The sequence below is a fragment of the Synechococcus sp. ATX 2A4 genome (assembly GCF_024346375.1).
Classification (GTDB): domain Bacteria; phylum Cyanobacteriota; class Cyanobacteriia; order PCC-6307; family Cyanobiaceae; genus MW101C3.
In genome coordinates, this window is the sequence record NZ_JAGQCV010000011.1 from 52,671 (window position 1) to 77,875 (window position 25,205).

Consider the following 25,205-nt stretch of genomic DNA (forward strand, 5'->3'; position numbering starts at 1 on the left):
GCGGCTCGGTGGCTAGAGGGCGTGGCAGTCGGCGGGGTTCCACCGGCACCAGAGTTCGGCGCCGATGGAGAGATCGCCCGGCAGGCCGGCGCTGGTATCGATCGCGATCAGCGGCAGGCCATCGGCACAGCGCAGGCGCACTTCCACCGTGACCCCCTGAAAGGCGAGTTCGTGCACCCGCGCCCGCAGCCCCCGCTCCCCTTCCCCCGGGGGGGAAGCGCTCAGCCGCAGGCGTTCGGGCCGCAGCAGCCGCACACCATCCGCCACACCGGTGGGCAACAGGTTGGCGGCGCCCAGGAAGGTGGCCACCACGGCACTGGTGGGGCGTTCATAGAGTTCACGCGGCGTGCCCACCTGCTCAAGCCGGCCGCGGTGCAGCACCGCCAGCCGGTCGCTGAGGCTGAGGGCTTCTTCGCGGTCGTGGGTGACGAGCAGGAAGGTGATGCCCACCTCCCGCTGGATGCGCTTGAGCTCGGAGCGCATGGTGCGGCGCAGATCGGGATCGAGGGCCGCCAGGGGCTCATCGAGCAGCAGGGCGGCTGGGGCGTTCACCAGCGCCCGTGCCAGCGCCACCCGCTGCTGTTGGCCGCCGGAGAGCTGGTGGGGCCGGCGGCGGGCCAGCTCCGAGAGCCGCACCACCTCAAGCGCCTCGCCCACCCGCCGGCGGATCTCCGGCTCCGGCTGGCGCAGCGAGCGGGGCCCGAAGGCCACGTTGTCCCAGACGCTGAGGTGCGGGAACAGGGCGTAGTTCTGGAACACCAGATTCACCGGCCGCCGGTGGGGCGGCGCCTGGGTGAGGTCGTGGCCCTGCAGCAGGATCCGGCCCGCCTGGGGGCGCTCGAAACCGGCGATCAGGCGCAAGGTGGTGGTTTTGCCGCAGCCGGAGGGGCCCAGCAAGGAAAAGAACTCACCGGCAGCGATCGACAGGCTGAGGTCGTCAAGGGCGGCCTGATCGCCATAGCGATGGCTCACATGGCGCAGCGAGATCGCCTCGGCGGGGAGGGCCGCGAGGCGGCCGCTCTCCAGGACGGGCTGCGTGAGCACAGAGGAAGCGCGAATGGGCCACCTTTTAGCAATGCCCGGCCCGCTGTGATGTCCACCAGCAGATGGCTTGAGGACTTGAACAGATGGGGAAGGGCGCTGTGGCAGGGGTGTGGCAGGGGGAGCAGGGCGTGGCAGTCCCCGGCGGGCCTGCGGGCACCGAAGACCTGCTGGATGGCTACCACCATCGAATCTGGCCCCACGAGGGGTTCCAACCGGGTGGCGGAGAAACCCGCCTCTCGCATCCAGCCGGGACCGCGGATTGGCGAGGGCGATCTGGGGAGCGCGATCACCCTGCGCCATGCCCACATGCAGGGCGATGCATGCGCCTTGCCTGGGGTGTTGACGGGCGATCGCTGATGCAAACCGAGGCGACCACTGAGGACATCCAAAGGCTCGCGGCCGCGCGCCAACGCACTGAACACGCCGGATTCGCTGGCGCACAGCAATGGTTTTGAGGCCCAGAAGGCTGGGTCGGTCTGCAGGATCGTGCCTGGAGCGGGTGGCCAATGTTTGCAGCTTCAACGTGAAGCCGGGCCCGGCACAGGCATCACCCAGATCACACAGCTGCAGTCCGGCTTGGCCTGTGACCTCGATCGAGGGGCCTCAACATGCGGGCACTAGAACTGCAGCCGAAGCGACATCAGCAGAAGGGCAGCTGCCGCGCCCACCAGCAGACCAGGCAAGCCGCCAGCTACCAGCCCGGCAAGAATAATCAGCAGCGCAAACACAACTTGAACCACGTGGAGATCACGGTTGAGTTGCTTGGTTGAATCCTCAACCCGGCGCCTTCGTGCCATCCGGTTGAGACGTTTCCTCTCCCGCTGTTGATAAGGTTCATTCCCGCTGGAACCGGAAGAAGCTGCCTGTCTCCTCTCCTGCAACCAACGTGCCTGCTGCGTGAAAAGGTGGTGGCGATAGGCCTCAACGTTGGCACTGTCTGCAAGTCGCTCGCCGGTTGGGGTTGGTGCACCACGTGCGTTGCGGATGACGGGGATCTCGTGAGGCGCAGAAGATGGGGATGAAGGAGATGGGGGCGAAGGAGATGGGAATGCAGAAGCGATTGATGTGGAGTCGGAGTCAGCAGAACCTTCTGGAGTGGGTTGTGACTTAGGCCGTGGCTTGGGCTGTTGGCCGGCCTGATCCCGGTGCGACAGATTGAAGTCAGGAATCCACCAGCGAGGAACGTCGGTTCCCCATTTCATGCGCTTGTTGCGATCCTCCGCTGTCATTTCAAGAACAGGTGCCGATGAAAGCAGTCGCCAATACGGATTGTTAAACTTTAGGGCACGAGGCCTTCAAGAGCAGAAGGTGCGGCGAGAAGCCGTCAAGACAGTGAGACCTGGAAATACCAAGACCCAGTGACTGCCAGCGGGAGATCAAAGGGAAGGGAGAAGACCATGAGAAGCTGCGAGAGTGTAACGGGGGGCAGGGCTCTGCTGGATCCCTCTCCTCCTTAGGCAGGCGTCCATCGCTGGTTCTGGGTTATTCCAGTGGGGTGCCAGTTGGGCGCCAAAGTTGCTGCGATGCGCTGCTGCGATGCTGCGATGCTGCGCCGACAGGATGACGGGCCCTTCCCTCAACCCTTGCGGCCGGCGGGGGGCGCGCAGGGTTGAGGCGACCACGCGCACCACCAAGATCACAGCCACGAGCAGGCTTGCCCATGCGGCAGCAGAGCCGCCGACGAACACAGCAGCATCTCCGGCCTGGCCAAAACCACGCCCGAACAGAAGCGAGCCCACCAGGAACACATACAGGCCGGCGCCTGGCGTGAGCACTGGCAACAGCCAATGACTTGACCCGTCGTGGCTTAACACCCGTGCATACGCAATGGCACCGAGCACCGTGAAGAGGGCGAATGCCAGGGTCCAGAGGGCAGCAATCGGCCGAAGTCGCCTGGCCAAAGGAGCCACCGCCGAGCGGCTGCCCCCCTGCAGGCCGCGCAACTCAGACTCCTACCGGCTGGCCGGCGGCCGCCTGGGCCTTCAGCACGTCTTCGAGGCCGGCAAGATCCTCATCGGTGATCTTGGTCTGCATCGGGCAGTGCTTGGGCCCGCACATCGAGCAGAACTCCGCCTGCTTGTAGATGTCGGCCGGCAGGGTTTCGTCGTGATACTCACGGGCCCGTTCTGGATCCAGGCTGAGCTCGAACTGGCGGTTCCAGTCGAAGGCGTAGCGGGCACGGCTGAGTTCGTCGTCTCGGTCGCGGGCGCCGGGGCGATGACGGGCGAGGTCGGCGGCGTGGGCGGCGATCTTGTAGGCGATCAGGCCCTCACGCACGTCTTCGGCGTTGGGCAGGCCCAGGTGTTCCTTCGGTGTCACATAGCAGAGCATCGCCGTGCCGTGCCAGCCGGCCAGGGCCGCACCGATGGCGCTGGTGATGTGGTCGTAGCCGGGGGCGATGTCGGTAACGAGCGGGCCGAGCACATAGAAGGGCGCCTCGCTGCACTCCTCCATCTGCTTCTTGACGTTGAACTCGATCTGATCCATCGGCACATGGCCGGGGCCCTCCACCATCACCTGGATGTCGTGCTCCCAGGCGCGGCGGGTGAGCTGGCCCAGGGTTTTCAGCTCAGCCAGCTGGGCGGCATCGGAGGCATCGTGCTGACAGCCCGGCCGCAGGGAATCTCCAAGCGAGAAGCTGCAGTCGTAGCGCTTGAAGATCTCGATGATGTCGTCGAAGCGGGTGAACAGCGGGTTCTGCTTGTGGTGGTACAACATCCACTGGGCCAGGATGCCGCCGCCGCGGCTCACGATGCCGGTGAGGCGGCCCTTCACCAGCGGCAGGTGCTCGATCAGCAGACCAGCGTGGATGGTCTGGTAGTCGACGCCCTGCTGGCAGTGCTTTTCGATGATGTGCAGGAAATCATCGGCATCGAGCTTCTCGATCGAGCCGTGCACACTTTCGAGCGCCTGATACACCGGCACGGTGCCGATCGGCACGGGTGAGGCGTTGATGATCGCCGTGCGCACCTCATCGAGGTTGACGCCGCCGGTGGAGAGGTCCATCACCGTGTCAGCGCCATATTTCACGGCCAGGCGCAGTTTCGCCACCTCTTCATCAAGGTCGGACGCATTGGGGGAAGCGCCGATGTTGGCATTCACCTTGCACCTGGAGGCGATGCCGATCGCCATCGGCTCGAGATTGGTGTGGTTGATGTTGGCGGGGATGATCATGCGGCCCCGGGCCACTTCTTCCATCACCAGCGATTCGGGCAGGTTCTCCCGCCTGGCCACGTAGGCCATCTCCTCGGTGATCACACCCTGGCGGGCGTAGTGCATCTGCGACACGTTGGCGTCGCCGCGACGCTTCTCAATCCAGGCGCTGCGCATGATCGACTCGAGAAATGGGGCGTTCGGACCGGGCCGCTGGGAAGCGAGGACACAACTCCGGAACCGGGCGCCACCGGGCCCGATCGGACCGCGGCTGCATTCGGGACACTTCCCTGCGCCGGCATGACCCGGATCAGGTTCGGAGGGTGTGATCTCAGCCGAGGCCCAGGCGCGCTTCCGGTGAGAAGCAGGCTCGGGGCGGCACCCCTAGTGACCGGTCAAAGCTAGCAAGGGTGTCAGGGAATGCTGGGCTTCACCGCCGAACCCACTCAGCGCTGCAGTCCGTTGAGGGCGGCGGCCACCACCCGGTGGTCGGGGTCGTGCTGCAGACCGCGCAACAACTCCCGCACCGCCTCTGCACCCTCTGCGGGAGCCTCTTCATGGGCCAGCCGGCCAAGGATTTCGGCGCCACCCACGCGCACCGTGCTGTCGGCGTCGGCGATCGCCATGCGCGCCAGCTCCAGCAGCGGCTCAAAGCCCATCACCGCCTGCTCAGCCAGGGCCGAAAGGATGCTGCAGCGCACCAGCCACTGGTTGTCGGCGGCGAAGGCCTCGCGCAGCAGCGGCCAGGCCTGCTCGGCGCCATAGCTGGCCAGGGCGTTGGCGGCCTCTGCCCGCACGTTGGCGTCGTCGTCGTGGCGAAGGGCCCGCTGCAACGCCTCCCAGCCCGCCGCGCTGCGCTTCACGCCCAGGCCGGCGCAGCTGAGCGACCGCACGATGAAGGGTTCCTGCTCCAGGCCGAGCAACAGCAGAGGGATCGCCACTTCACTCTCCACACTCCGCAGCCCCGCCAGCGCTGGCATCGCCTGCACCGGATCACCGGAGACAATGGCGGCGCGCAGGGCGTCTGGATTCAGCGGCGACTTGCTGTCGGGGGAGGAATCAGCCATCGCTCCACCCTGTCACGGGGCAGGAGGCACTGCCTGCACATCGCGGAGGCATTCCCGCACCACGCGGCGGCGGCGGCGGCGGCGCAGGCTGCTGCTCACCAGCAGACCGCTGCCGATCAGCAGCGCCGGCAGCCCCTGTGCCCTTTGGATCCCCTGACGCGACACGATGCCGATCAACGCCAGCAGGATCAGCAGCGGCGCCGAGAGCGCCAGCAGCGCGCGGATGATCCGGCGGTTGCGGGGGGTCACACCCGGCGCTCCATCCAGAGCAGCAGGCTGAGCGTGAGCACCTGCACGCCCACGGCGATCGCCCCTTCATCGGGGTTGAAGCCGCCGTTGTGAAGGGGCGGGCAGCCCTCCGGCCCTGCCACCCCCAGCCGGAACATGGTGCCGGGCGCTGCGGTGAGCAGTTCAGCGAAATCCTCCGCCCCAAGGGACGGCTGCTCCAGCCGCCGCACCTGCGGCCGATCGAGCAGCGCCAGGGCCGCTTCTTCCACCAGCTCGGTGAGCGCCGGATCGTTGTGCACCGGCGGCGAGATGCAGCGGTAGCGCACCCGCGCCTCGCCGCCATAGCCACGGCAGATGGCATGCACCGTGTCCTCGATCCAGCCCGGCAGTTCGGCGTGCACCTCGGTGTCGAGGCAGCGCACCGTGCCCAGCAGGCGCACGTGGTCGGCGATCACATTGAAGGCCTTGCCCCCCTCAATCTTGCCGAAGCTCACCACCACCGGGTGCAACGCATCCAGCCGCCGGCTGATCGCCTCCTGCAGGCCGCTCACCACCCGGGCCGCGATCCAGATCGCATCGGTGGACTGGTGCGGCCGAGCCCCGTGCCCGCCTTCGCCCAGCACCTCCACTTCCAGCTCGCCCGCCGCGGCCGTGAGGCTGCCGCTGCGCACGCCGATGCTGCCCACCGGCAGGCTCGGAAACACATGCACCCCGAACAGGGCCTGCACCCCCTCCATGGCGCCGTCAGCCAGCATCCAGGCCGCCCCCTGGGCGATTTCCTCAGCCGGCTGAAACAGCAGCCGCACCCGGGCCGTGAGCCGGTGGGCGAGGGGCGAAAGCAGCCGCGCCACGCCCAGGCCGATCGCCGTGTGCAGATCGTGCCCGCAGGCATGCATCAGCCCCTGATGGCAGGAGGCGAAGGGCAGGCCGGTGCGCTCCTCCACCGGCAGCGCGTCCATGTCGACCCGCAGGGCCACCAGCGGCGCCGCTGCCGGGCCCAGCTCCGCGACCACGCCGGTGCGGCCCACCCCTTCGCGCACGTCCCACCCCAGCAGGCGCAGCTCACCGGCCACCAGGGCAGCGGTCTGGTGTTCGGCCCCGCTCAGCTCCGGGTGGGCATGGATGTGACGGCGCAGCCCGATCAGCTCCGGCATCGCCTGCCGCAGGGCTGCCTCCAGCTCGAACTGCTGCCAGAGCGTCAGCGGCGCAGCCGGCAGGCTGGACAGGGACGGACGCGTTGACGCGGCAGAGCTCATCGACGGGCCAGATGCAGAAAATCCTGAAGAGCGTGCACCGGCGAGGGGGGCCAGCGCCGTATCTGCAGGAGCCATTCTGGCTGGCGGTAGCGGGGGTCGAGGCCGGAGGCCGCCGCCCAGTTGCTCTCCGCCTCCCCCGACGCGCCGCGTTGCCACAGCACAGCCGTGAGGCCGGCGCGGGCATCGGCGAACAGCGGATAGCGGCGGATCAGCTGGCGGAGCTCCCGCTCGGCCGCCGCCCCATCCCCCTGCTGGAAGGCCGCCAGCGCGGCGCTGGAGCGAGCCATCGCAAAACCCGGCCGGGCCAGATCGGCCGCTTCGAAGCAACGGCGCGCCTGGTCCCAGTGCCCCTGGGAACCGCGCACATTGCCGAGGTTGTAAAGCGCCGCCGCATCGGCCGGATCGTTCTGGAGGATCGCCTCGTAGTCGGCGGCGGCCAGCTCCCACTGCTGCAGGGCCTCCTCGGCGATGCCCCGGTTCAGGTAGGGGTCGGCGCTGCCGGGTTCGAGCGCAATCGCCCGGTTCTGATCGCTGATCGCGCCCTGCGGATCCCCCATCGCCAGCCGCACGTTGCCGCGGTTGCTCCAGGCGGAGGCATCGCGGGGCAGCTGCTCCACCACCTGGTCCCACAGGGGCAGGGCATCGCCGAAGCGCCCCTCGCGGCTGGCGTCGAGCGCCGCCTCGAACAGCTGGGGCACGCTCAGCTGGGCGGCCAGCAGCACCGCCAGCAAGGTGGCGAGCATCAGACCGCCTCCGGCCAGGCGAGGTGCTGGCGGGCGGCGGCGGTGGCGATGCGGCCGCGCGGGGTGCGCTGCAGGAAGCCCAGTTGCAGCAGGAAGGGCTCCACCACCGTTTCCAGCGTGACCGGGTCTTCCCCCAGGCCGGCGGCCAGGGTGTCGAGGCCCACCGGACCACCGCCGTAGCCCTCCAGCAGCAGCTGCAGCAGCCGCCGGTCGCTGGCATCGAGGCCGCGGGCATCCACGCGGTGCAGGCTGAGCGCTTCGGCCACCAGCGGCGCATCGATGCAGGCGTGGCCGCGCACGCTGGCCACATCCCGGACGCGGCGCAGCAGGCGGTTGGCGATCCGGGGGGTGCCGCGGCAGCGGCGGGCCACCTCAATCGCGGCATCAGCACCGAGCTCCAGCTTCAGCAGGCCGGCGGCCCGCTCCACGATCGCCTGCAGATCGGGCAGGTCGTAGAACTCCAGCCGCTGGATCAACCCGAAGCGATCCCGCAGCGGTGAACTCAGCGCTCCCGCCCGGGTGGTGGCCCCCACCAGCGTGAACGGCGCCAGCGGCACGGCGCGGGTGCGGGCCGTGGTGCCCTTGCCCACGGTGAGGTCCAGCCGGCAGTCCTCCATGGCGGGGTAAAGCAGTTCTTCCGCCACCCGGTTGAGCCGGTGGATCTCATCGATGAACAGCAGATCGTGCGGCTGCAGGTTCATCAGCAGCCCGACGATGTCGCGCGGGCGCTCCAGCGCCGGCGCACTGGTGATGCGGCAGCGCACCCCCAGCTCCTCGGCCAGCACCAGGGCCATGGTGGTCTTGCCGAGGCCAGGGGGGCCGTAGAGCAGCACGTGATCCAGCGCATCGCCGCGGTTGCGGGTGGCCTCCACCGCAATCGCCAGCACCTGCTTGAGCTCCCGCTGGCCGATGTAATCGTCGAGCCGGCGCGGGCGGAGCGTGTCCTCCCGCAGGGCCCGCGGGGCTTCGGCCGCCTCGGCGGTGTTGGCTGCGCCGTCGTCCGGATGGGGCTGTGCATCCACCAGGCGTCTGGAGCCCTTGCCGGAGGCTCGATCGGACGGGCCGGAGGACACGATCGCCATGCCAGGAGCGTAGGCAGGACCGGGCCTGCTTAGGGTCGGGCCAGGGGCCGGGGGTGGCAATGGCGAAGGCAGCGGGAAAGAAAGCCGCACGGGCAGCCCGTGATGCGGCCAACCGGCTGCTGGCCGACAACCGCTTCGCCCGTCACCAGTACGAGATTCTCGAAACACTGGAAACCGGCCTGGAGCTGGTGGGCACCGAGGTGAAGTCGATCCGGGCCGGCAAGGCCAACCTGCGCGACGGCTTCTGCCTGATCCGCAAGGGGGAACTGCAGCTGCACAACGTGCACATCTCTCCCCACAGCTATGCCGGCGCCTTCTTCAACCACGAGCCACTGCGCACCCGCAAGCTGCTGGCCCATCGCCGCGAGATCGACAAGCTGCGCATCGCCATCGACCAGAAGGGACTGACGCTGATTCCCCTGAACCTGCACCTCAAAGGCTCATGGATCAAGCTCACGCTCGGCCTGGCCAAGGGCCGCAAGCTGCACGACAAACGCCAGGAGGAACGCCGCAAGGACGCCGACCGGGAAGTGCGCTCGGCATTGGCCCGGGGCTGAAACCGGCCACCGCCTCGGGCCCTGCGGCACGCCATACAGTCACCACGCTCCATCGCCAGCAGCTGCCATGTCGGCATTGACCCGCTGCCTGCAGGAAGAGGCCGCTGCGATCGCCGCTGCCGCCGGCCGGATCGAAAGCCGCCAGGTGGATGCGGCCCTGGCGATGCTGGAGCGCTGCGCCGACCAGCGGGCCAAGCTCGTGATCACCGGCGTGGGCAAGAGCGGCATCGTGGCGCGGAAGATCGCCGCCACCTTCTCCTCGATCGGGCTGATGTCGCTGTACCTCAACCCGCTCGATGCCCTGCACGGTGATCTGGGCGTGGTGGCCCCGCAGGATGTGGCGCTGCTGCTCTCCAACAGCGGCGAAACCGGCGAACTGCTCGAAATCCTTCCCCACCTGCGCCGGCGCGGCACCGGCCGCATCGCCCTGGTGGGGAAACTGCAATCGAGCCTGGCTCGCGGCTGTGATGTGGTGCTCGACGCCTCGGTCGACCGGGAAGTCTGCCCGCTCAACCTGGCCCCCACCGCCAGCACAGCGGTGGCGATGGCGATCGGCGATGCCCTGGCCGCCGTGTGGATGGAGCGGCGCGGCATCTCCCCGGCCGACTTCGCCCGCAACCATCCGGCCGGTGCGCTCGGCAAGCAGCTCACGCTCACGGTGGCCGATCTGATGCTGCCCACCGCCCAGCTGCACCCTCTGGAGGAAAGCGACAGCCTCAGCGCCGTGATCGCCCTGCTCACCCGCGACGGTGCCGGTGCCTGCTGGGTGCGCCGCAGCGGGGCACCGCAGCAGCTGGCGGGCCTGATCACCGACGGTGACCTGCGCCGGGCCCTGGAACATCACGCTGCGTCGGGCTGGGCTGAGCTGTGCGCCGCCCAGCTGATGACGGCCGATCCGATCACGGTGGGGCCCAGCATGCTGGCGGTGGAAGCGCTGGAGCGCATGGAGCGCAACAGCCGCAAGCCGATCGGCGTGCTGCCCGTGCTCGATGAGACGGGATCCATGCTGGGCCTGCTGCGGCTGCACGACCTGATCCAGGCGGGGCTGAGCTCCAGCTTGAGCTGACGGCGCGGCCCCATGGGCGCCCTCGATGGTGGGTAGGGCCCCCTCAGGCGGCAGCCAGGCGGCGGGCCTGCTCCAGCTGGGCGGCGGTGTCGACCGAGAGGAAATCGCCTTCCACAGGGAAGGTGCCCACCGTGATGCCCGCCTCGATCAGCCGCAGCTGCTCCAGCTTCTCGGTGTGCTCCAGCGGCGAGTGGGGCAGCCCGTCCCAGCGGGCCAGCACGTCGGCGCGGTAGCCGTAGATGCCCACATGGCCCCAGTAGGGCGCATGGGCGTGCCACTGCTGCGGATCCTCACCGCGCACATGCGGGATGGCGGAGCGGGAGAAGTAGAGCGCGCGGCCGTCGGCGGCCAGCAGCGTCTTGACCACATTGGGATCGTGGATCTTCTCCGGCGGCATCCGGTAGATCGGGGTGAGCACCTCCGGCGTGGGCGTGCGCCGCGCGAACTCCAGCGCCATCGCATCGATCACGGCCGGATCGATGAACGGCTGATCCCCCTGCACATTGATGATCACGCTGCGGGCCGCGGCGCCGCCTGCGCCCCCCGCCCGGGCGGTGAGGGCCTCCACCACCGAGGCGAGCCGCTCGCTACCGGAACCGCAGCCGGGGCTGGTCATCAGCACCGGAAAACCCCAGCCCTCGGCCGCCGCCCGCAGCACCTCGCTGTCGGTGCAGAGCACCACGGCGGCAGGCTGCCGGGCCTGGCGACAACGCAGCAGCACCCGCTGCAGCATGGGCTGGCCGCCGATGTCGGCCATCACCTTGTTGGGCAGGCGGGACGACTCCAGCCGCGCCGGCACGGCCACCACGTAGGCCAGGGCTGGGGGGGTGGCGGAGGCGGCGTGCTCCGGCGCCGGGGCGCCGCTGCGGTGCTGCTGATCGCTCAAGCCGCTGCCCGCCATCTGCCGCCAAAACCCTGGTGGCGGGAGCCTATTCCCACAGCGCCGTGAGGCCGCGGGCCTGCCGCACCAGCGCCTCCACCCGCTCCGGTGCCGCCGCTGGCCGGCTGCCGGCCTCCATCTGCCGGTACACATCCGCCACCCGCCAGGCGGCGGTGTCGGGGTCGGCGGCATGGCGGGGGATCAGGTGCGCGTGCAGATGGCGGGCCCCCTCCCCGAAGGCGATCACATACACGCGCTCACAGCCGGTGAGCTGCCGCACCAAGGCGCTGCAGCGCTGCAGCATCGGCCCGAAGCCTGCCGCCTCCGCGGCCGTGAAGGCGGCCGGGCCATCAAGGTGGCGGACGGCATCGAGCAGCAGCCAGCCCGGCAGCGGCGCCGGTGTGGGGTGGTGCCGCAGCAGCCACAGGGGCTGGCGGAGGATCTCGTACCGGGCGATCGCTTCAGGCTCGGCGTGCAGGCGGCAGACACCGCAACCGGCGGCCGGCTCACTCAATCCCACAGGCGCGTGGCGTCGTCGCGGGCGGCATACCAGCGGGCCGCCAGGGGTCCGCCCATGGTGCGGCTTTCGCGGAACCAGGGGCCGCCCAGGGTCCAGTGCAGCAGGGCGGCACCGCCGGGCTCCGGCGCCAGCTGCGGCGGCGCCTGCACATCGACGAGATGGTTCCAGCGGTCGGGCAGGGCACCGATCTCGTGATCGCCCGCCAGCCAGTGGAAGCGGTGCAGATCAAGGCCGGAGGCGGTGTTCACGTAGTCGGGGGTGAGCGCGGTGCAGCGGCTGGTGTTGAACAGCATCAGCGAACTCCAGTTTTTCTTCGGATAGGCCGACTGCCGCTCTCCAAGAAATTTCACGGTTTCAGCGGGAACATGATCGTGCTGCACGCACATGACCGCATAACGGTCATCCCGCAGCGCCCAGAGTTCAGTGATATCACTGAGACAGAGCATGTCGCAGTCCATGAAAATCGCCCAACCCTGATAGCCGCACAGCTGCGGCACCAGGAAGCGAGTGAACGAAAAAGCCGTGCTCTGCCTGGGATCCCGCTGGCGCCAGTACAACCCCTGACACTCCAACTGCGGCGTGTCAAGTGGTGTGATCGCCAGCGTTTGTGTGCTGGTCTGATACAGACTGTCGATCAACACATTGGTAGCCGCCCGCTCCCGCGGATCGACACCGATAAAAATGGGGATGGGCCGACTCATTGCGGTGAGCATATGTCCCGGCTCCCGTGGGCCATGCTGAGGGCCTCTGCACGCGGTGGACCGTGAGTTTCATCCTGATCGCCGGCCCCTGTGTGATCGAAAGCCCGGAACTTGTGTTCGAGGTGGCCGAGCGGGTCAAGGCCATCACCGAGCGGCTCGGCATCACTTACGTGTTCAAGGCCAGCTTCGACAAGGCCAACCGCAGCTCCGGCGGCTCCTTCCGCGGCCCCGGCGTGGCCGAAGGTCTGGAGGTGCTGGCGGAAGTGAAGCGCCGCACCGGGCTGCCGCTGCTCACCGACATCCACGAAAGCCACCAGGCCGCCCCCGTTGCCGCCGTGGTGGATGTGCTGCAGATCCCCGCCTTCCTCTGCCGCCAGACCGATCTGCTGCTGGCCGCCGCTGACGCCGTGCGCGGCACCGGCAAGACGATCAACGTGAAGAAAGGCCAGTTCCTCGCTCCCTGGGACATGGCCCAGGTGGTGACCAAGCTGCGCGAGGCCGGCGTGGAGAAGCTCTGGCTCACCGAACGGGGCTCCAGCTTCGGGTACAACACCCTGGTGGTCGACTACCGCGGCCTGCCCCAGCTGCGGGCGCTCGGCTGCCCGGTGATCTTCGATGCCACCCACTCGGTGCAGCAGCCCGGTGGTCGTGGCAGCAGCAGCGGCGGCCAGCGGGAATACGTGGCGCCCCTGGCCCGCGCCGCCGTGGCCGTGGGGGTGGATGGCCTGTTCATGGAGGTGCATCCGGACCCGGAGAACGCCCTCAGCGACGGGCCCAACATGGTGCCGCTGCACCGCCTCGAACCCCTGCTGGAGCAGCTATTGGCGATCCGCGCCCCGCTGCAGCAGCGCCCAGAAGCGGTCAGCACGCTGTGAACGGAGGCTGGCTGGCCCGCGGCCGCAGCCGGCTGGCGGCGCGGCGCTGCCGCGACCGGTTGCGGCAGCTGAAGCTGCTGGTGCTGGATGTGGACGGGGTGCTCACCGATGGCGGCCTCTGGACCACCGAAAGCGGTGAGGTGATCAAGCGCTTCGATGTGCGCGACGGGCTGGGCATCCGCCTGTTGCAGCAGGCCGGGCTGGAGGTGGCCCTGCTGAGCGGCGGCAAGAGCGGTGCCACCGAGCAGCGGGCCCGCTACCTGGGCCTGCAGCACTGCCTCACCGGCGTGAAGGACAAGCCTGCCGCCCTGGCGGCCCTGCAGCAGCAGCTGGGGCTGCCCCCCGCCGCCACGGCCTTCGTGGGCGACGACCTCAACGACCTGCCGGTGCGCCCGGTGGTGGCGCTGCTGCTGTGCCCCGCCGACGCGGCGGCCCCCCTGCGGCGTCGCTGCGACTGGGTGCTGCCACGTCGCGGCGGGGACGGGGCCGTGCGCCTGCTGGCGGAGGCGATCCTGCAGGCGCAGGGGCGCTGGCAGGCGCTGGCCGGTGCCGGCTGGCTCGATCGCAACGACGGGCCCGCAGCGCCGCTCACCACCGCTCCCGGTCGAGCCGCTCGGCTCTGAGGGCACGCAGACGTTCGCCCAGCGCTGGCCCCTGGGTCAGGCCCGTGGCCAGCAGCTCCGCCGCCGTGCAGGGGGGCGGGAGCCGGCGCCAGCGCAGCAGCCAGCGCAGCAGGCCCCGGCGCAACGCCAGCCCAGGGGCAGGAGCACCAGGCCCTGAGCCGCAGGCCAGGGCCAGCACCACGGCGTCCAGCGGCAGGCCCTTGCGCTCCAGCTGCTGGCTGAGCGCCGCCGGCGAGCGCGGCAGGGAGCCGGCGGGCAGGCGTTGCAGGCCCCGCAGCGCCTGCAGGCTGCGCTGCGGCAGTTGCAGGCGCTGCGCGGGCGGCAGCGGATCGTCGAGCGCGGCCAGCAGGGCCAGCAGCCGCCACGGGCCCGGCGACCAGCCCGGCAGATCCGCTGCCGCCCGCAGCCGGTCGGCCCAGCGCAGCCGCCGCCGCCAGGTGTTGTCGCCCTGCAGACCCGGGGCCAGCAACGCCAGCCCCTGCCAGCCTTGCAGCAGCTGCAGGGCCTGCGGCCAGGGTTCGCGGCCGAGCAGCAGCTCCAGTTCCCGCCGCAGGCGCGTGCCCAGCGAGGGCACCGTGCCCGCCGCCGGCCAGGGCCAGCGGGCCAGGGTGTCGGTCCACTGCTGGCGGCTGCCGGGCGCCAGGTCCATGCCCAGGCGGGCGCCATAACGGGCCGCCCGCACCAGCCGGGTTGGGTCGTCGCTGAGGCTGCCGGCGTGGAGGAAACGCAGCCGACGCGCGGCCAGATCCGCCAGGCCGCCATGGGGATCGAGCAGGGCGCCATCGGCGAGCACCAGGGCCATGGCGTTGATGCTCAGGTCGCGGCGGGCCAGGTCGTCGTCGAGGGAGCCGAAGAACACCGTGGGGTTGGCACCCGGATGGGCATAGCCCTCACCGCGCGCCGTGGCCAGATCCAGCACCACCCCATCGATCTCAAGCTCGGCGGTCCCGTAGGCCGGATGCAGCTGGCAGAAGCCCAGCCCCGCACCCGGTGTGCCCCGCAGGCGCTCCACCACCCGGTGGGCCGCCGGCGGCTCCGCGGCCTGGCCGCCCTCCTCCACCACCAGATCGAGATCAGGCAGGCCACGCCATGGGTCGTTGTGGACGCGGTGCAGCAGCAGATCCCGCACCGCACCGCCCACCAGGGCCACCCGCAGGGGCGCTGCGGCGCGCACCACCGTGGCCAGCACCCGCTGCACGGAGGGTTCGAGCGCATCAAGCAGCGAAAGGCCAGGCATGGGCGGGGCATAGGGCCGCTGCGGCACCAGCATGGCGGCAGGCTGCCACTGCAGGCTGGGTGAAGGCGGCTCCAGCGCCACCCTTCAACACATCACCCCTCAGCGCATGCCCGAAACCCGCCGGTTGTCAGAGCGGACCTCAGGGATCCACCAGATGGTTGGAATACACCAGCCTCCGGTTCATGGCCTGCCAGCTGGGCAGCAGCAAGGCCAGGTGGACCGGCAGAAAAGGGCTGTTGAGCCAGGCAGCCTCGTAGCGGATGTGGGCGCTTTTCAGCGGATCGAAGCGCATGGAATTGCCGCTGAGGATGTGGCTGCTTGAAGAGGGGCCCGGGGTGAGCATCCCCGGCTCGAAGCTCAGCTCAAGCCAATGGCACAGGCGGCTGAGCGCGGCTTCGGGGGCCAGGGCCAGCTCCTCATAGCCCAGCTGAAACACGGGCTTGCCTGCCGCTTGCAGCCGCCGTTCCAGCTGGCCGTTGATGCGGTGCCAACGGGCCAGCGACCGCCAGCCGCTGGCCCGCTGCCCCCGAGGACGGCGGGCGATCGCATGAACCCAGGAGCGCACATCGCGCACCAGGAACACCGCCCGGATTTCCATGCCGATCTCCGCATCCGGCAGGGTCAGCAACTCCAGGTCCGACTGGTAGGAATCGACCATCCAGCGCAGTGGCGGCTGGGCGGCGGCTTGCTCTCGAGCCTGTACAGCCAGGCGTTGCCATTTTTCAGCCAACGGCAAGTGGTCGTGGACCGGCAGCCACTCCAGCAGCGGTCCCCAGACAGGGCATTGCGCCGCCGTACGGCCGCAGGTGCAGAGGCGTTCGTGCCGCAGCTCGCGCCGCAGGCGGGCCGGGCCGCCGCCCTCCTCGCCAGGCGCGGGCCTACGCAACAGCCGCACCGCCTCGCCGAAGCCCTGAATCTGGGGATGGGCACCGAGCGCCAGGTCAAGAAGGGTTGTGCCGCTATGTCCCAGTCCACGGATCAGCAGCAGCTTCGGGAGGGGCAGCATCGCGTAAGAAGATCGTGACTTTTTGGAATCAAGCAGCGGGTAAGGTCAGGGTGGTTTTCCCATCATTCATGGGCTCAAAACCGATTCAGGCGCATGCCCTTGAGCGTCATCGATTGTGGCGATGATGCCGGGCACATTCCCGCAGTCCATAAGATTTGGGCCGCACCTGAGCATCTGCACCGATCACCACAAAGGTGCTTGAAGATGTGAATTGACGAGGCTCCCAACACGATGCTCCTGGATGAGCCTCTAGGAGAGGTTGAATGAACTTTTGCTCCCCGTGCAGACCTACAAAGGGCAACATTATAGCAGATAAGTTTTCAGCTTTATCAGGGTCGACGCGCACCAGATGAATGGCATTGAAGTAGGGCTTGAGCCTGCTCTTCTTGGCAGAAACGCTCGCACATCCTTGGCTGCAAATTCCTGAATCACCAATAAAGCGAGACAATGCTTTGTAATTCTGGAGAGGATAGGCTTTTGCTGAAATCACTTCCTGGGAATGCCACAGATGCATGCTTAGAATCACGGTCAATACAAATATGGTTGCGCGTCTTATCTTCGGGCTGCCCGAGCCAATCAGCCCTTGCCCCACATCGCCCAACGCGAGAGCCAAGCATGGGAGAAGAACAATAAAATATCGCTCAACGGCCAGTGGCTTGATCAGGTCGATCAAACAGATGAGCATCAAGAAGGCAGCCGCCCCTGACAACAACAACCACGCTTCCCTGGAACTGCGAACAACATCCAATGGATGGAGCCCTTCACCACTTGATCGCTGCCGGCCTCCAATCACTCCAATGAGCAAAGCGAGCACGATCAAGGCCAGTGCAACAGAAAAAGCAGGAAAGACTCCATTCATCGCGGTCATGATCACACCGATGAACGGCTGAGAAACAATCCAGTTGGTTCGTCCACCTCCGGCACCACCGACCAAGGCATGCAGCAACGGCCAAGCCAAGAGTGCTGGCAGCAGGGCCAGTCCCCAACGACGACGACCAAGAAAGACATGGCGCTCCTCTGAACACGTCCAATGCCAATAGCGTGATGGCATAGAAAAAACCAAAGTAGTGACTGAGGGAAAGCAGCAAAAGGGAAACGCCAAAACAAAGGCGTAGCCTCTTGATGCGTGGCAGATTGGCCGAAGACCCTTGCAGGGGCGACCGCCAGATTGTGGTCATGACTCCCACCGATACTGTTGCGAACAGCAGGGTCCAGGAATAAGGCCGAACTTCCTGGGAATAGAGGCTGAATAGTGGGCTTGTACCGAGGAATAGTATTGCGATCATCTGGCGGGCGAAACCACCGGTCCGGGTGGTCAATGCCATGGCAACGAGGCTCAGCCAGGCCGGAATCAGGCTAAGCAAGCGGGTCGGGATCTCACCAGATCCAAACATGCTGACCCAGACCCTCAGCAGGATTAAATGAAGGGGGGGATGGGTGTCAGGAAGGATCCATTCCGTAAACAGTGCTGGCCATGAGGAAGCATTGGCAGCCCCAATGGAGAACAATTCATCGTGCCAGTAAGAGTACGCCCGAAACACACCTCTGGAACAGAGGAGCATCAGTCCAAGCAGAACGGCCAGAAGAATCCGGCGTTGTTGCTTGGTATCGGTTGGATAGGAGCTTTCCTTCACCGCGGCTCGATCGGAGCGAGGCGTGGATCAAGGATCTTGGCGCTCATGCCCTCAAACTTCACTGCGATCGAGATCTTCTCGCCGCTGCCGAACAGGTGGGTGATGATGCCGTCGCCGAAGCTGGCATGGCGCAGCGTGTCGCCCACCGCCCAGGGCCGCGCCGGGGCGCGGCGGCGCACGGCATTGGCAGGCTCAGCGCTGCGCGGGTTGTCGTCCCGGTCGACGCGGGTGAGCCGGTCGAGCCGCTGCTCACGGCGCAGGGAAGCGCCGCCGCTGCGGGGGATGTCACCCTGCACCAGCTCCGGCGGCAGCTCCGAGAGAAACACCGACGGCACCGCCGGCTCGCGCATGCCGCCCCAGAGCCGACGCTCGCTGGCATGGGAGAGGAACAGCCGCTCCTTGGCGCGGGTGATGCCCACATAGCAGAGGCGCCGCTCCTCCTCCAGGGCTGCGGGATCCTCCAGGGAGCGGTAGCTGGGGAACAGCCCCTGCTCCAGCCCCACCAGGCACACCACCGGAAACTCCAGCCCCTTGCTGGCGTGCAGGGTCATCAACGTCACCCGGTCGGCGGCGGTGTCCTTGCTGTCGGCGTCGCTGGCCAGGGCGGCGCTGGCGAGGAACCCCTCCAGCGAGCCCTCTTCGTTTTCCTCCTGGTATTGCAGGGCGGCGTTCACCAGTTCCTGCAGGTTGCGGCGCCGCTCCTCGGCCTCATCGTTACCCTCGGCGATCAGTTCAGCCACATAGCCGCTCTGCTCCATCACCCGCTGCACCAGCTCCGAGGGGGGCGTGTCCTGGACGCGGCTGCTGAGACCACCGATCAGCTCGGCGAACTGCAGCAGGCCCTTGGCCGAGCGTCCCGCCAGGGAGCGCACCGCCTCGGGGTCGTTGACCACCTCCCACAGCGGCAGGCCCAGCTGGCTGGCGGCATCGCTGAGCCGCTGCACGGTGGTCTTGCCGATGCCGCGGCGCGGCACATTCATCACCCGCAGCAGGCTGACGCTGTCGGACGGGTTGACCAGCAGCCGCAGGTAGGCGAGCACATCCTTGATCTCGCGCCGGTCGTAGAAGCGCAGGCCCCCCACCACGATGTAAGGGATGCCCCAGCGCACCAGCGATTCCTCCATCGCCCGGCTCTGGGCGTTGGTGCGATACAGCACGGCCATGTCGCCCCAACGCAGCTCCGGGTGAGCCGCCTCGAGCATGCGCAGGCGGTGCACCACCGCCTCGGCCTCGGCGATCTCGTCGTCGCAGCGGGTCACAAGGATCGGCTCCCCCTCGCCACGGGTGGGGCGCAGCACCTTGTCGATGCGCTCGCTGTTGTGGGCGATCAGGGCGTTAGCCGCCGCCAGGATCGTGGCGGTGGAGCGGTAGTTCTCCTCCAGCTTCACCATCGTGCGGGTGGCCTCGTCGCTGGCCTTGTCGCCGAAATCCTCCTGAAAGCCCATCAGGATCGTGAAATCGGCGGCGCGGAAGCTGTAGATGCTCTGATCCGCGTCCCCCACCACGAACACCGAGCGCTGGCCCCAGTCGTCGAAGTGCTCGGGGTCGCGCCCGCCCGTGACCAGCAGCTTGATCAGGTCGTACTGGGTGCGGTTGGTGTCCTGGTATTCATCCACCAGCACGTGGCGGAAGCGGCCGTGCCAGTAGTGGCGCACCTGCTCGTTGCTCTGCAGCAGCTGCACCGGCAGCAGCAGCAGGTCGTCGAAGTCGAGGGCGTTGTTGGCCGCCAGGGCGCGGCGGTAGCGGCGGTACACGTCGGCCACCATCTTTCCCCGCTGCCCCTGCTGCTCCTGCTCCAGCTGCTCGGGCAGCCAGCCCTGGTTCTTGGCGTTGCTGATCGCCCAACGCACCTTTTTAGGCTCGAAGCGCTTGGGATCCAGCCCCAGCTCCTGGGTGACGATCTCCTTGACCAAGGTTTGGGCATCGCCCTCGTCGTAGATCGAGAACTGGCGGGTCCAGGTGAGGCCTTCGGGATCCCGGTACTTGTCGATGTCAAAGCGCAGCAACCGTGCGAACAGGGCGTGGAAGGTGCCGATCCACAGCTCCTTGGTGATCTCCCGGTAGATGCGGGTGCGCAGCTGGCGCTGCTGCACCGGCGAGAGGGTGCTCAGCGGCTGGCCGAACTGGCTGGTGGCGAGCCGCTGGGCCAGCAGCAGCTCCAGCCGCTCCTTCATCTCCCGCGCCGCCTTGTTGGTGAAGGTGACGGCCAGGAGCTGGTGCGGATCGACGCCGTGATGGCCGATCAGGTGGGCAATGCGGTGCGTGAGCGCCCGCGTCTTTCCGCTGCCGGCACCGGCCACCACCAGCAGCGGGCCGTTGTGGTGGTCCACCGCCCGGCGCTGGGCGTCGTTGAGGCCGGCAAGAAAGCTCATGTTGAATCGAATCTATCCCACCCCGCGACGCAGCGATTCGCGGAAACAGCGAAGAATCGACAAGGTGAATGCATGCATCTTGCTGCCATCATGACATCAGCGACGCCCAACAGATGGCTTGAAGATCATAGCTTCAGAGCGAGGATTCACTCGCCAGGCAGCGCAAAGATGGCCAACAAATCACCCCATCAGAGCGAACCGAAGCCAAGCCTTACCAGAGGAAATGGCACACTCCAATCCACACTCCAGCCCACTCGCCGAACCACACTCCAACCCACTCACCCAGCCAGCCGCGTCAAGGCACGCACGCCCTTCAACTCCGCCGCAGCGCTCGAACCATGCCGGAGCACATGAGCCCCTTCAACCCCCACCATTCAGCTGATGGAGGTCCAATCCCGTTGGGCCATCCGGCTGGATCAAGCTCTGATTCCACTCCCAGGTCATCCGTCTGAGGAGAACCGATTCGAGTTCCCCACTGCCAACGCTCACATCCAAGCGGCCGCCCATGGTCGATCAGCCGCCGCCAAGGCAGGCGCTGGGATCGGAGTTGGTGCCACCACCCTGCCCCACCACCACCTGCCCCACCAACGCTGCCAGCGCACGCCAGTGGTGGCCCTGGGTGAATCCGTTCAGGATCCGCTCCCGTCCGGCCGTTCCCATGGTGGCCGCCAGAGCGGGGTCAGCAGCAAGGCGCCTGATCGCCGCTCCCATCGCCCGCCAGTCACCTTCAGCGATCAGCAGCCCCGTCTGATGGTCGACCACCACATCAGGAATGCCGGCATGCCAGGTGGCCACCACGGGCAGGCCACTGAGCTGAGCCTCCATCACCGCCACCGGTGACCCCTCCTGGTCCCCATCAGGGGCGGTGAGCGAGTGCTGCAGAAAGCCTCTGGCCATCCGCATCAACGCCGCCACCTCCGCCGGAGGCAGCACTCCGGCAAACCGCACCCGTTCGGCGATGCCCAGTTCGACGGCGTGCTGGCGCGCCCTGGCCAGCAGTGGACCTTCGCCGACCATCACGAGACTCAGGTCGGGAATGGTCTGCGCGGCAAGGCCGAAGGCTTCCAGGGTGAGCAGGGGGCCCTTCTTGGCCACGAAGCGCCCCACACTCACAAACAGGGGGGGGGCGCTGGCGGGAGCGGCCCCGTGGAAGAGGGCCTGGTTCGCCCCGGACGGACTCACCAGCACCGGCAGGGGGCTGGTGCGTCGGCTGGCCAGAGCCAGCACTGTCGTGCGCATCAACTCCGACTTCACCACGGCGGCCGTTGCCAGCTGCAGCAAGCGCTGGTAGCGCGTCTTCAAGTTGGTGAGGTAGCGGTCGGCGGAGGCGTCGGCCCCCCTGAAATGCACGATCAGGGGAAGTCCGGTGGCAGGCACCAGCTCCATCACCTGCACCGCATGGAAGCCGAACTCGGCAAGCACCGCATCAGGCCGCTCGGTTCGGCAGATCCGGACCATCAGTTGGGAGGGCAGCCAGCTGCCGAGCCGCCTCAGCACATCCCCGAGGCGCGCCGGCAGCACGGCGGCCAACCGGTACAACGCCTTGCTCACCAGAATCGACAGGCCATAGGCCGTGCGTACAGGCGGTCCCCGCCAGGGGATCTCGTCGGCGCTGACCACCACCGTGTCGCAGGGAAGCCCGGCGGCATTGGCCCTGATGAACGTTTCCGAGGGTGCCTTCAGGCTCGGCACCAGCAGCAGCAAGCGGTCAGCCATCGTGCGGCGGCGATGCTGCCGGCAGGTTCAGAGCCCAGCGCCACATGGGCTCGATCTCCTTCCACTCCTGTGAGGCCAGTCGGTGGCGCGCCGCCGCACCGAGCCGGACGCAGCGCCGGGGATCCTGCAGCAGGGACCCGATCGCCTCCGCCAGCGCCGAAGGGTTCTCGACCGGCACCACCAGGCCGGTGTGGTCGTGCTCCACCAGCTCAAGCGGCCCGGGAGATGCATCCGTGACAATCACCGCCAAACCGGCCGCCATCGCCTCCAACAGGGCATTGGGCATCCCCTCAAAGCGGGATGGCAACACAAAGAGCCCGGCCTGCTCCAGGTAGGGGAGAACGTGGCTCTGAAACCCATCGAAGCGAACGCTGCCGGCGAGTCCAAGCGCCCTTGACTGCTCCTCCAACGCTTGGCGCTCCGGCCCATCTCCCACAATCACCAGGCGCCACTCCGTCGGGCGGCGTGGCAGAAGGGCCATGGCGGCCAGCAACACATCAAGCCCCTTCTGGCGCACCAGGCGCGCCACGGTGAGGCAAATGACGGGCGACTGGAGTTGAGGAGGACGCTCGCCGGCCCAGGCAATTCCGGGCGGCAACGGGTTGGGCAACAGGCGCGCGTGCGTCAGGCCGAGATCGGTGCCCAGGGTTTCCAGCACCCCACGGGTGTTGGCGGTGAGCGCATCCGCTCGCGTGTAAAGCAGGCGCCTCAGCCGCTGCCAGGGGAAACCGAGGGTCTGCAGGCGGGGATCGTTGCGCTCAGAGACAGCCAGGTGGATCGGCAGATCCCAGCAGGCCTGGCAGGCAAGCAGGTTGGTCTTGGTGAGCAGGGCCAGCAGACGCGGCGGCCGTTCCGCCAGCACCCGTTCCCGCAGCAGCGCGGCCTGGGGCCCTCCCACTCCGCGCATCAGCCAACGCAGCAGAGCGGCTCCCGTGGGCGGGCGCCAGTGGCGCAGCCAGGGCCACAGGGTGAGCAACAGAAACCAGGAGGCCAATCGCGGCAACCACAGCCCGAGGAAGCGACGACCCCGGGCCTGCAGGGAGCGGTTCCACCAATCACCACGACGCGCCGCCGTGACGGCATCGCCGAGATCAATCAGCCTGACCCCGGGGGGCACCACATGGACCGGAGCCTTGTCGGGCAACAGGGAAACCACGGTGATCCGGTAACCCAGCTCAGTGAAATGGGCGGCTGCCAACATCGCCACCTTCTGCGCGCCGCCCGGGCCGAGGTGGGGCAAAACGATCCAGAGGTCATCAGCCATCAAGCGCTCCGAGGAAGCGGCGGGCCAGTTGCGCGTCGCTGAACTGATCACGCACCTGCCGGGCCGCTTGGCCCAGGCGGTGGCGCAAGGCTGAATCCAGGTGAAGCCTGCGGATGGCGTCCGCCAGCTCCAGATGCGTGGCCGCTTCAGGGAGCAGCAGACCATTCAGCCCATCGCGGATCAGGTCAGCCGGACCGGTTGGACAATCACAGGCCACACACGCGCAACCGCTGGCCATCGCCTCCATCAGGACGTTCGGGAAGCCCTCAAACCGGGAGGGAAGAATGAAGATCTGACAGGCGGAATACCAAGCGCCGATGTTGCCCACAACGCCGGGGAAGTGGATCCTCGCCCTGACCGCGGCGGAGGGAGGCACCAAGGCCTGAAGGTCGGCCACCTGGTTGGTGCCGCGGTAGGGGTTGGTGGTGAGACCGGCGATCACGAGCTGGAGCCCTGGACAGTCGTCAGCGACCAATGCAAACGCCCGCACCAGGCGATCGAAGCCCTTCTGAAAGGCCTTGGTGCCCACAGCCAGCAGCAGGGCGGTCGGAGGCCTGGCGCCTGAATCCTCCTGCCGAAGGGGAGGACCCAGAACAGAAGTTGGATCCACCTGGGGTGCAAACGCCGGCAAGGGCCAGCTCACCGCGTTCGGCAACAACAACTGGGGAGTGGCGGCCAGATGCCGCTGGAGCCATGCGCCGGTCTGGCGGGTTTGCACAAGATGAAGATCAGCCCGGCGGTACGTGAGCCATCGCAGCAGGCGCCAGGGGAGCGATGGCGGCCTGGCGGGGGGATAGTTGCGCTCGGAGATCCAGCATTTCAGCGGCAGGCCCCATGCCGCCAGGATCAGTTTGATGGCGGGAAGGGTGGTCATGCCAATGGCGATCTCGATTCGGTTTCGGCGCAACCAGCGACGCAACTGCAGCACCCGCCATGGGAATCCCAGCCAGCCCCAGGCGGCCACCCAGACGGGATCAGGGAGTTCAACCTGGCGTAGAACTCCCTCAGGGATGGGGTAGAAGTCGTGGCTGGCCGGCCGCCGCGTGAGCAGGACAGGACGATGGCCTGCTGCCTGGCACCATTGCGCCATCCGCAGCGTCACGCGCTCAGCACCACCAGCCTTAAGAGAGTCGATGTAGAACGCCACGCGCACGTTCATGGCCACGAAACCAGATAGGAAGCAAACATGACGCGGATCTTGGGGAGGAAGCGTGGCTCAAAGGTGGTCTTGATGATGAGAGTGATCAAGTGATGAATCTGTTCATCTTCCCTGGCAACCAACCAGCCGGTGCTTTCTGTGTTTGCCACGGCCCTCAGCATCTCCTTGGCGAAGCCGCGATGGTCTTCCTGGGCGCTGCTGGCATCAAAGCAAGGCCAATGGCAATGGTCGTAAACGCGGCAAAGACGCTGACGGGCCAGCCGCCATCGGCCCGCATCCTGCTGGTGCCAGGCCTGAAGGGATTCAATGGCCAGGCAACGCATCAGGTTGCGGGTGGCCCTGTAGGCACTGTCCTGATCAATCGCTTTGAAGTCGATGGTGTCGACGATCGCGGAGATGCGAATTCCCACGGAGGCGAAGGCGTCCAGGTCCTGCAGGGCCAGATACAATCTGGAAAGGGCAGTGAAGACTGAAACCAGAAGTTTGGCCCGATTTTCGCGATTGGAGCGCTGGCAACGAAAGGTGTCGGCATCACCGACCAGCTGTTGAACGAGCCGTTCAAGATCGGTGGCCGTCCGCCGCATCAGCGGCACATCATCCATCGCAATCGCCTGGTAAGCAATGATGATCATGGAATACCAGCGATAATGCTCGGGAAGCCTGCTGCTGGCGGCGATCAGTTGAAACAAGGCAAGGCGTTGCTGCACATCAGCGGGCCGCATTGAGCGGCGGAACAGCAAGCGGTACAGATAGTGCGTGTGACCAGAGTTGAGCCAGAGATCCTCAATGCTGGTCACAGCAAACGCATCGCCCTGCTGGCGTACAGCGTGAGGAATGATCGCAGCAAGCACCACAGGATTGCGTGGCCACCGTTTTAGAAACTGCTTCAGCAACCCATAAGCCCTCAGCCTCCTGCCGCAACGGCTAGCGACGGCAGCCACCGCCACCGTCACCCAGGCCAGAACCCACTCAGGCAGGTAAGTGCGGATTCGCCGTCGATTGGGCTGGATCATGGATGGGCT

24 protein-coding genes and 1 riboswitch are annotated in these 25,205 nt (G+C 67.5%); of the genes, 4 read left to right on the forward strand and 20 right to left on the reverse strand.

Going from position 1 to position 25,205, the window contains the following annotated elements; translation table 11 throughout:
• Positions 1-12: 12 nt before the first annotated feature.
• The 9 genes from KBY97_RS11270 to ruvB form a co-directional block, all read right to left on the reverse strand.
• Positions 13-1,044 carry an ABC transporter ATP-binding protein gene (locus KBY97_RS11270; RefSeq protein ID WP_255147064.1) on the reverse strand — a complete coding sequence of 344 codons (1,032 nt, stop codon included), beginning with the start codon at positions 1,042-1,044 and terminating at the stop codon, positions 13-15.
• Between the two features lie 617 nt (positions 1,045-1,661).
• A complete protein-coding gene (locus tag KBY97_RS11275; RefSeq protein WP_255147065.1) occupies positions 1,662-2,273 on the reverse strand; it encodes a hypothetical protein in 612 nt (203 codons plus the stop codon).
• Between the two features lie 147 nt (positions 2,274-2,420).
• Positions 2,421-2,945, reverse strand: coding sequence for a hypothetical protein (locus KBY97_RS11280; protein WP_255147066.1), 525 nt, complete (start codon positions 2,943-2,945; stop codon positions 2,421-2,423).
• Between the two features lie 43 nt (positions 2,946-2,988).
• A complete protein-coding gene (gene thiC, locus KBY97_RS11285; RefSeq protein WP_255147067.1) occupies positions 2,989-4,374 on the reverse strand; it encodes a phosphomethylpyrimidine synthase ThiC in 1,386 nt (461 codons plus the stop codon).
• 93 nt (positions 4,375-4,467) lie between these two features.
• Positions 4,468-4,593, reverse strand: a riboswitch (TPP riboswitch).
• Positions 4,594-4,643: 50 nt separating this feature from the next.
• Positions 4,644-5,264, reverse strand: a complete 621-nt coding sequence (locus KBY97_RS11290) for a HEAT repeat domain-containing protein (RefSeq protein WP_255147068.1) — start codon at positions 5,262-5,264, stop codon at positions 4,644-4,646.
• Positions 5,265-5,276: 12 nt separating this feature from the next.
• Positions 5,277-5,513 carry a DUF3188 domain-containing protein gene (locus KBY97_RS11295; RefSeq protein WP_255147070.1) on the reverse strand — a complete coding sequence of 79 codons (237 nt, stop codon included), beginning with the start codon at positions 5,511-5,513 and terminating at the stop codon, positions 5,277-5,279.
• Positions 5,510-6,646: an amidohydrolase gene (locus KBY97_RS11300; protein ID WP_255147142.1), complete on the reverse strand. Its 1,137-nt coding sequence runs from the start codon at positions 6,644-6,646 to the stop codon at positions 5,510-5,512. Before KBY97_RS11300 ends, KBY97_RS11295 begins: the two co-directional genes overlap by 4 nt.
• A gap of 98 nt (positions 6,647-6,744) precedes the next feature.
• Positions 6,745-7,491, reverse strand: coding sequence for a tetratricopeptide repeat protein (locus KBY97_RS11305; protein WP_255147071.1), 747 nt, complete (start codon positions 7,489-7,491; stop codon positions 6,745-6,747).
• Positions 7,491-8,573, reverse strand: coding sequence for a Holliday junction branch migration DNA helicase RuvB (gene ruvB / locus KBY97_RS11310; RefSeq protein WP_255147072.1), 1,083 nt, complete (start codon positions 8,571-8,573; stop codon positions 7,491-7,493). The genes KBY97_RS11305 and ruvB overlap by 1 nt, the downstream gene beginning before the upstream one ends.
• Positions 8,574-8,632: 59 nt before the next feature.
• Here ruvB and smpB point away from each other — a divergent pair, with 59 nt between their 5' ends.
• Positions 8,633-9,130: an SsrA-binding protein SmpB gene (gene smpB, locus KBY97_RS11315; protein WP_255147073.1), complete on the forward strand. Its 498-nt coding sequence runs from the start codon at positions 8,633-8,635 to the stop codon at positions 9,128-9,130.
• 67 nt (positions 9,131-9,197) lie between these two features.
• Entirely contained in the window at positions 9,198-10,196 is a 999-nt protein-coding gene (locus KBY97_RS11320) for an SIS domain-containing protein (RefSeq protein WP_255147074.1), read from the forward strand.
• Positions 10,197-10,239: 43 nt separating this feature from the next.
• On the opposite strand, the gene kdsB is transcribed toward KBY97_RS11320, so the two are convergent.
• The 3 genes from kdsB to KBY97_RS11335 all read right to left on the reverse strand — a co-directional run bounded on the left by kdsB (position 10,240) and on the right by KBY97_RS11335 (position 12,297).
• Positions 10,240-11,013: a 3-deoxy-manno-octulosonate cytidylyltransferase gene (gene kdsB, locus KBY97_RS11325; RefSeq protein WP_255147143.1), complete on the reverse strand. Its 774-nt coding sequence runs from the start codon at positions 11,011-11,013 to the stop codon at positions 10,240-10,242.
• A gap of 112 nt (positions 11,014-11,125) precedes the next feature.
• Positions 11,126-11,596: a diadenosine tetraphosphate hydrolase gene (locus KBY97_RS11330; protein ID WP_315857165.1), complete on the reverse strand. Its 471-nt coding sequence runs from the start codon at positions 11,594-11,596 to the stop codon at positions 11,126-11,128.
• Entirely contained in the window at positions 11,587-12,297 is a 711-nt protein-coding gene (locus tag KBY97_RS11335; RefSeq protein WP_255147077.1) for a glycosyltransferase, read from the reverse strand. Before KBY97_RS11335 ends, KBY97_RS11330 begins: the two co-directional genes overlap by 10 nt.
• 26 nt (positions 12,298-12,323) lie before the next feature.
• On the opposite strand from KBY97_RS11335, the gene kdsA reads away from it, so the two are divergent.
• Positions 12,324-13,172, forward strand: a complete 849-nt coding sequence (kdsA, locus tag KBY97_RS11340; protein WP_255147079.1) for a 3-deoxy-8-phosphooctulonate synthase — start codon at positions 12,324-12,326, stop codon at positions 13,170-13,172.
• Positions 13,169-13,795 (forward strand): HAD family hydrolase, encoded by a 627-nt coding sequence (locus KBY97_RS11345; RefSeq protein ID WP_255147081.1) that lies wholly within the window; start codon positions 13,169-13,171, stop codon positions 13,793-13,795. The genes kdsA and KBY97_RS11345 overlap by 4 nt, the downstream gene beginning before the upstream one ends.
• On the opposite strand, the gene KBY97_RS11350 is transcribed toward KBY97_RS11345, so the two are convergent.
• From KBY97_RS11350 to KBY97_RS11385, 8 genes are all read right to left on the reverse strand, one after another.
• Positions 13,761-15,113, reverse strand: coding sequence for a CCA tRNA nucleotidyltransferase (locus KBY97_RS11350; protein WP_255147082.1), 1,353 nt, complete (start codon positions 15,111-15,113; stop codon positions 13,761-13,763). The two genes, KBY97_RS11345 and KBY97_RS11350, sit on opposite strands and share 35 nt — an antisense overlap.
• A 58-nt stretch (positions 15,114-15,171) precedes the next feature.
• On the reverse strand, positions 15,172-16,038 hold the full coding sequence (locus tag KBY97_RS11355; RefSeq protein WP_255147083.1) for a sulfotransferase: 867 nt from the start codon (positions 16,036-16,038) through the stop codon (positions 15,172-15,174).
• Positions 16,039-16,144: 106 nt separating this feature from the next.
• Positions 16,145-17,140 (reverse strand): hypothetical protein, encoded by a 996-nt coding sequence (locus tag KBY97_RS11360; protein WP_255147084.1) that lies wholly within the window; start codon positions 17,138-17,140, stop codon positions 16,145-16,147.
• Between the two features lie 528 nt (positions 17,141-17,668).
• Positions 17,669-20,044, reverse strand: coding sequence for a UvrD-helicase domain-containing protein (locus KBY97_RS11365; protein ID WP_255147085.1), 2,376 nt, complete (start codon positions 20,042-20,044; stop codon positions 17,669-17,671).
• A 513-nt stretch (positions 20,045-20,557) separates the two neighbouring features.
• Positions 20,558-21,760: a glycosyltransferase gene (locus tag KBY97_RS11370; protein WP_255147087.1), complete on the reverse strand. Its 1,203-nt coding sequence runs from the start codon at positions 21,758-21,760 to the stop codon at positions 20,558-20,560.
• The gene (locus KBY97_RS11375) at positions 21,753-23,024 is read right to left on the reverse strand and encodes a glycosyltransferase (protein ID WP_255147088.1); all 1,272 of its coding nucleotides are present in this window, start codon (positions 23,022-23,024) and stop codon (positions 21,753-21,755) included. The genes KBY97_RS11370 and KBY97_RS11375 overlap by 8 nt, the downstream gene beginning before the upstream one ends.
• Positions 23,017-24,183 (reverse strand): glycosyltransferase, encoded by a 1,167-nt coding sequence (locus KBY97_RS11380; RefSeq protein WP_255147089.1) that lies wholly within the window; start codon positions 24,181-24,183, stop codon positions 23,017-23,019. Before KBY97_RS11380 ends, KBY97_RS11375 begins: the two co-directional genes overlap by 8 nt.
• Complete coding sequence (locus KBY97_RS11385) at positions 24,180-25,196, reverse strand: hypothetical protein (protein ID WP_255147090.1); 1,017 nt, start codon at positions 25,194-25,196, stop codon at positions 24,180-24,182. The genes KBY97_RS11380 and KBY97_RS11385 overlap by 4 nt, the downstream gene beginning before the upstream one ends.
• Between the last annotated feature and the right edge of the window lie 9 nt (positions 25,197-25,205).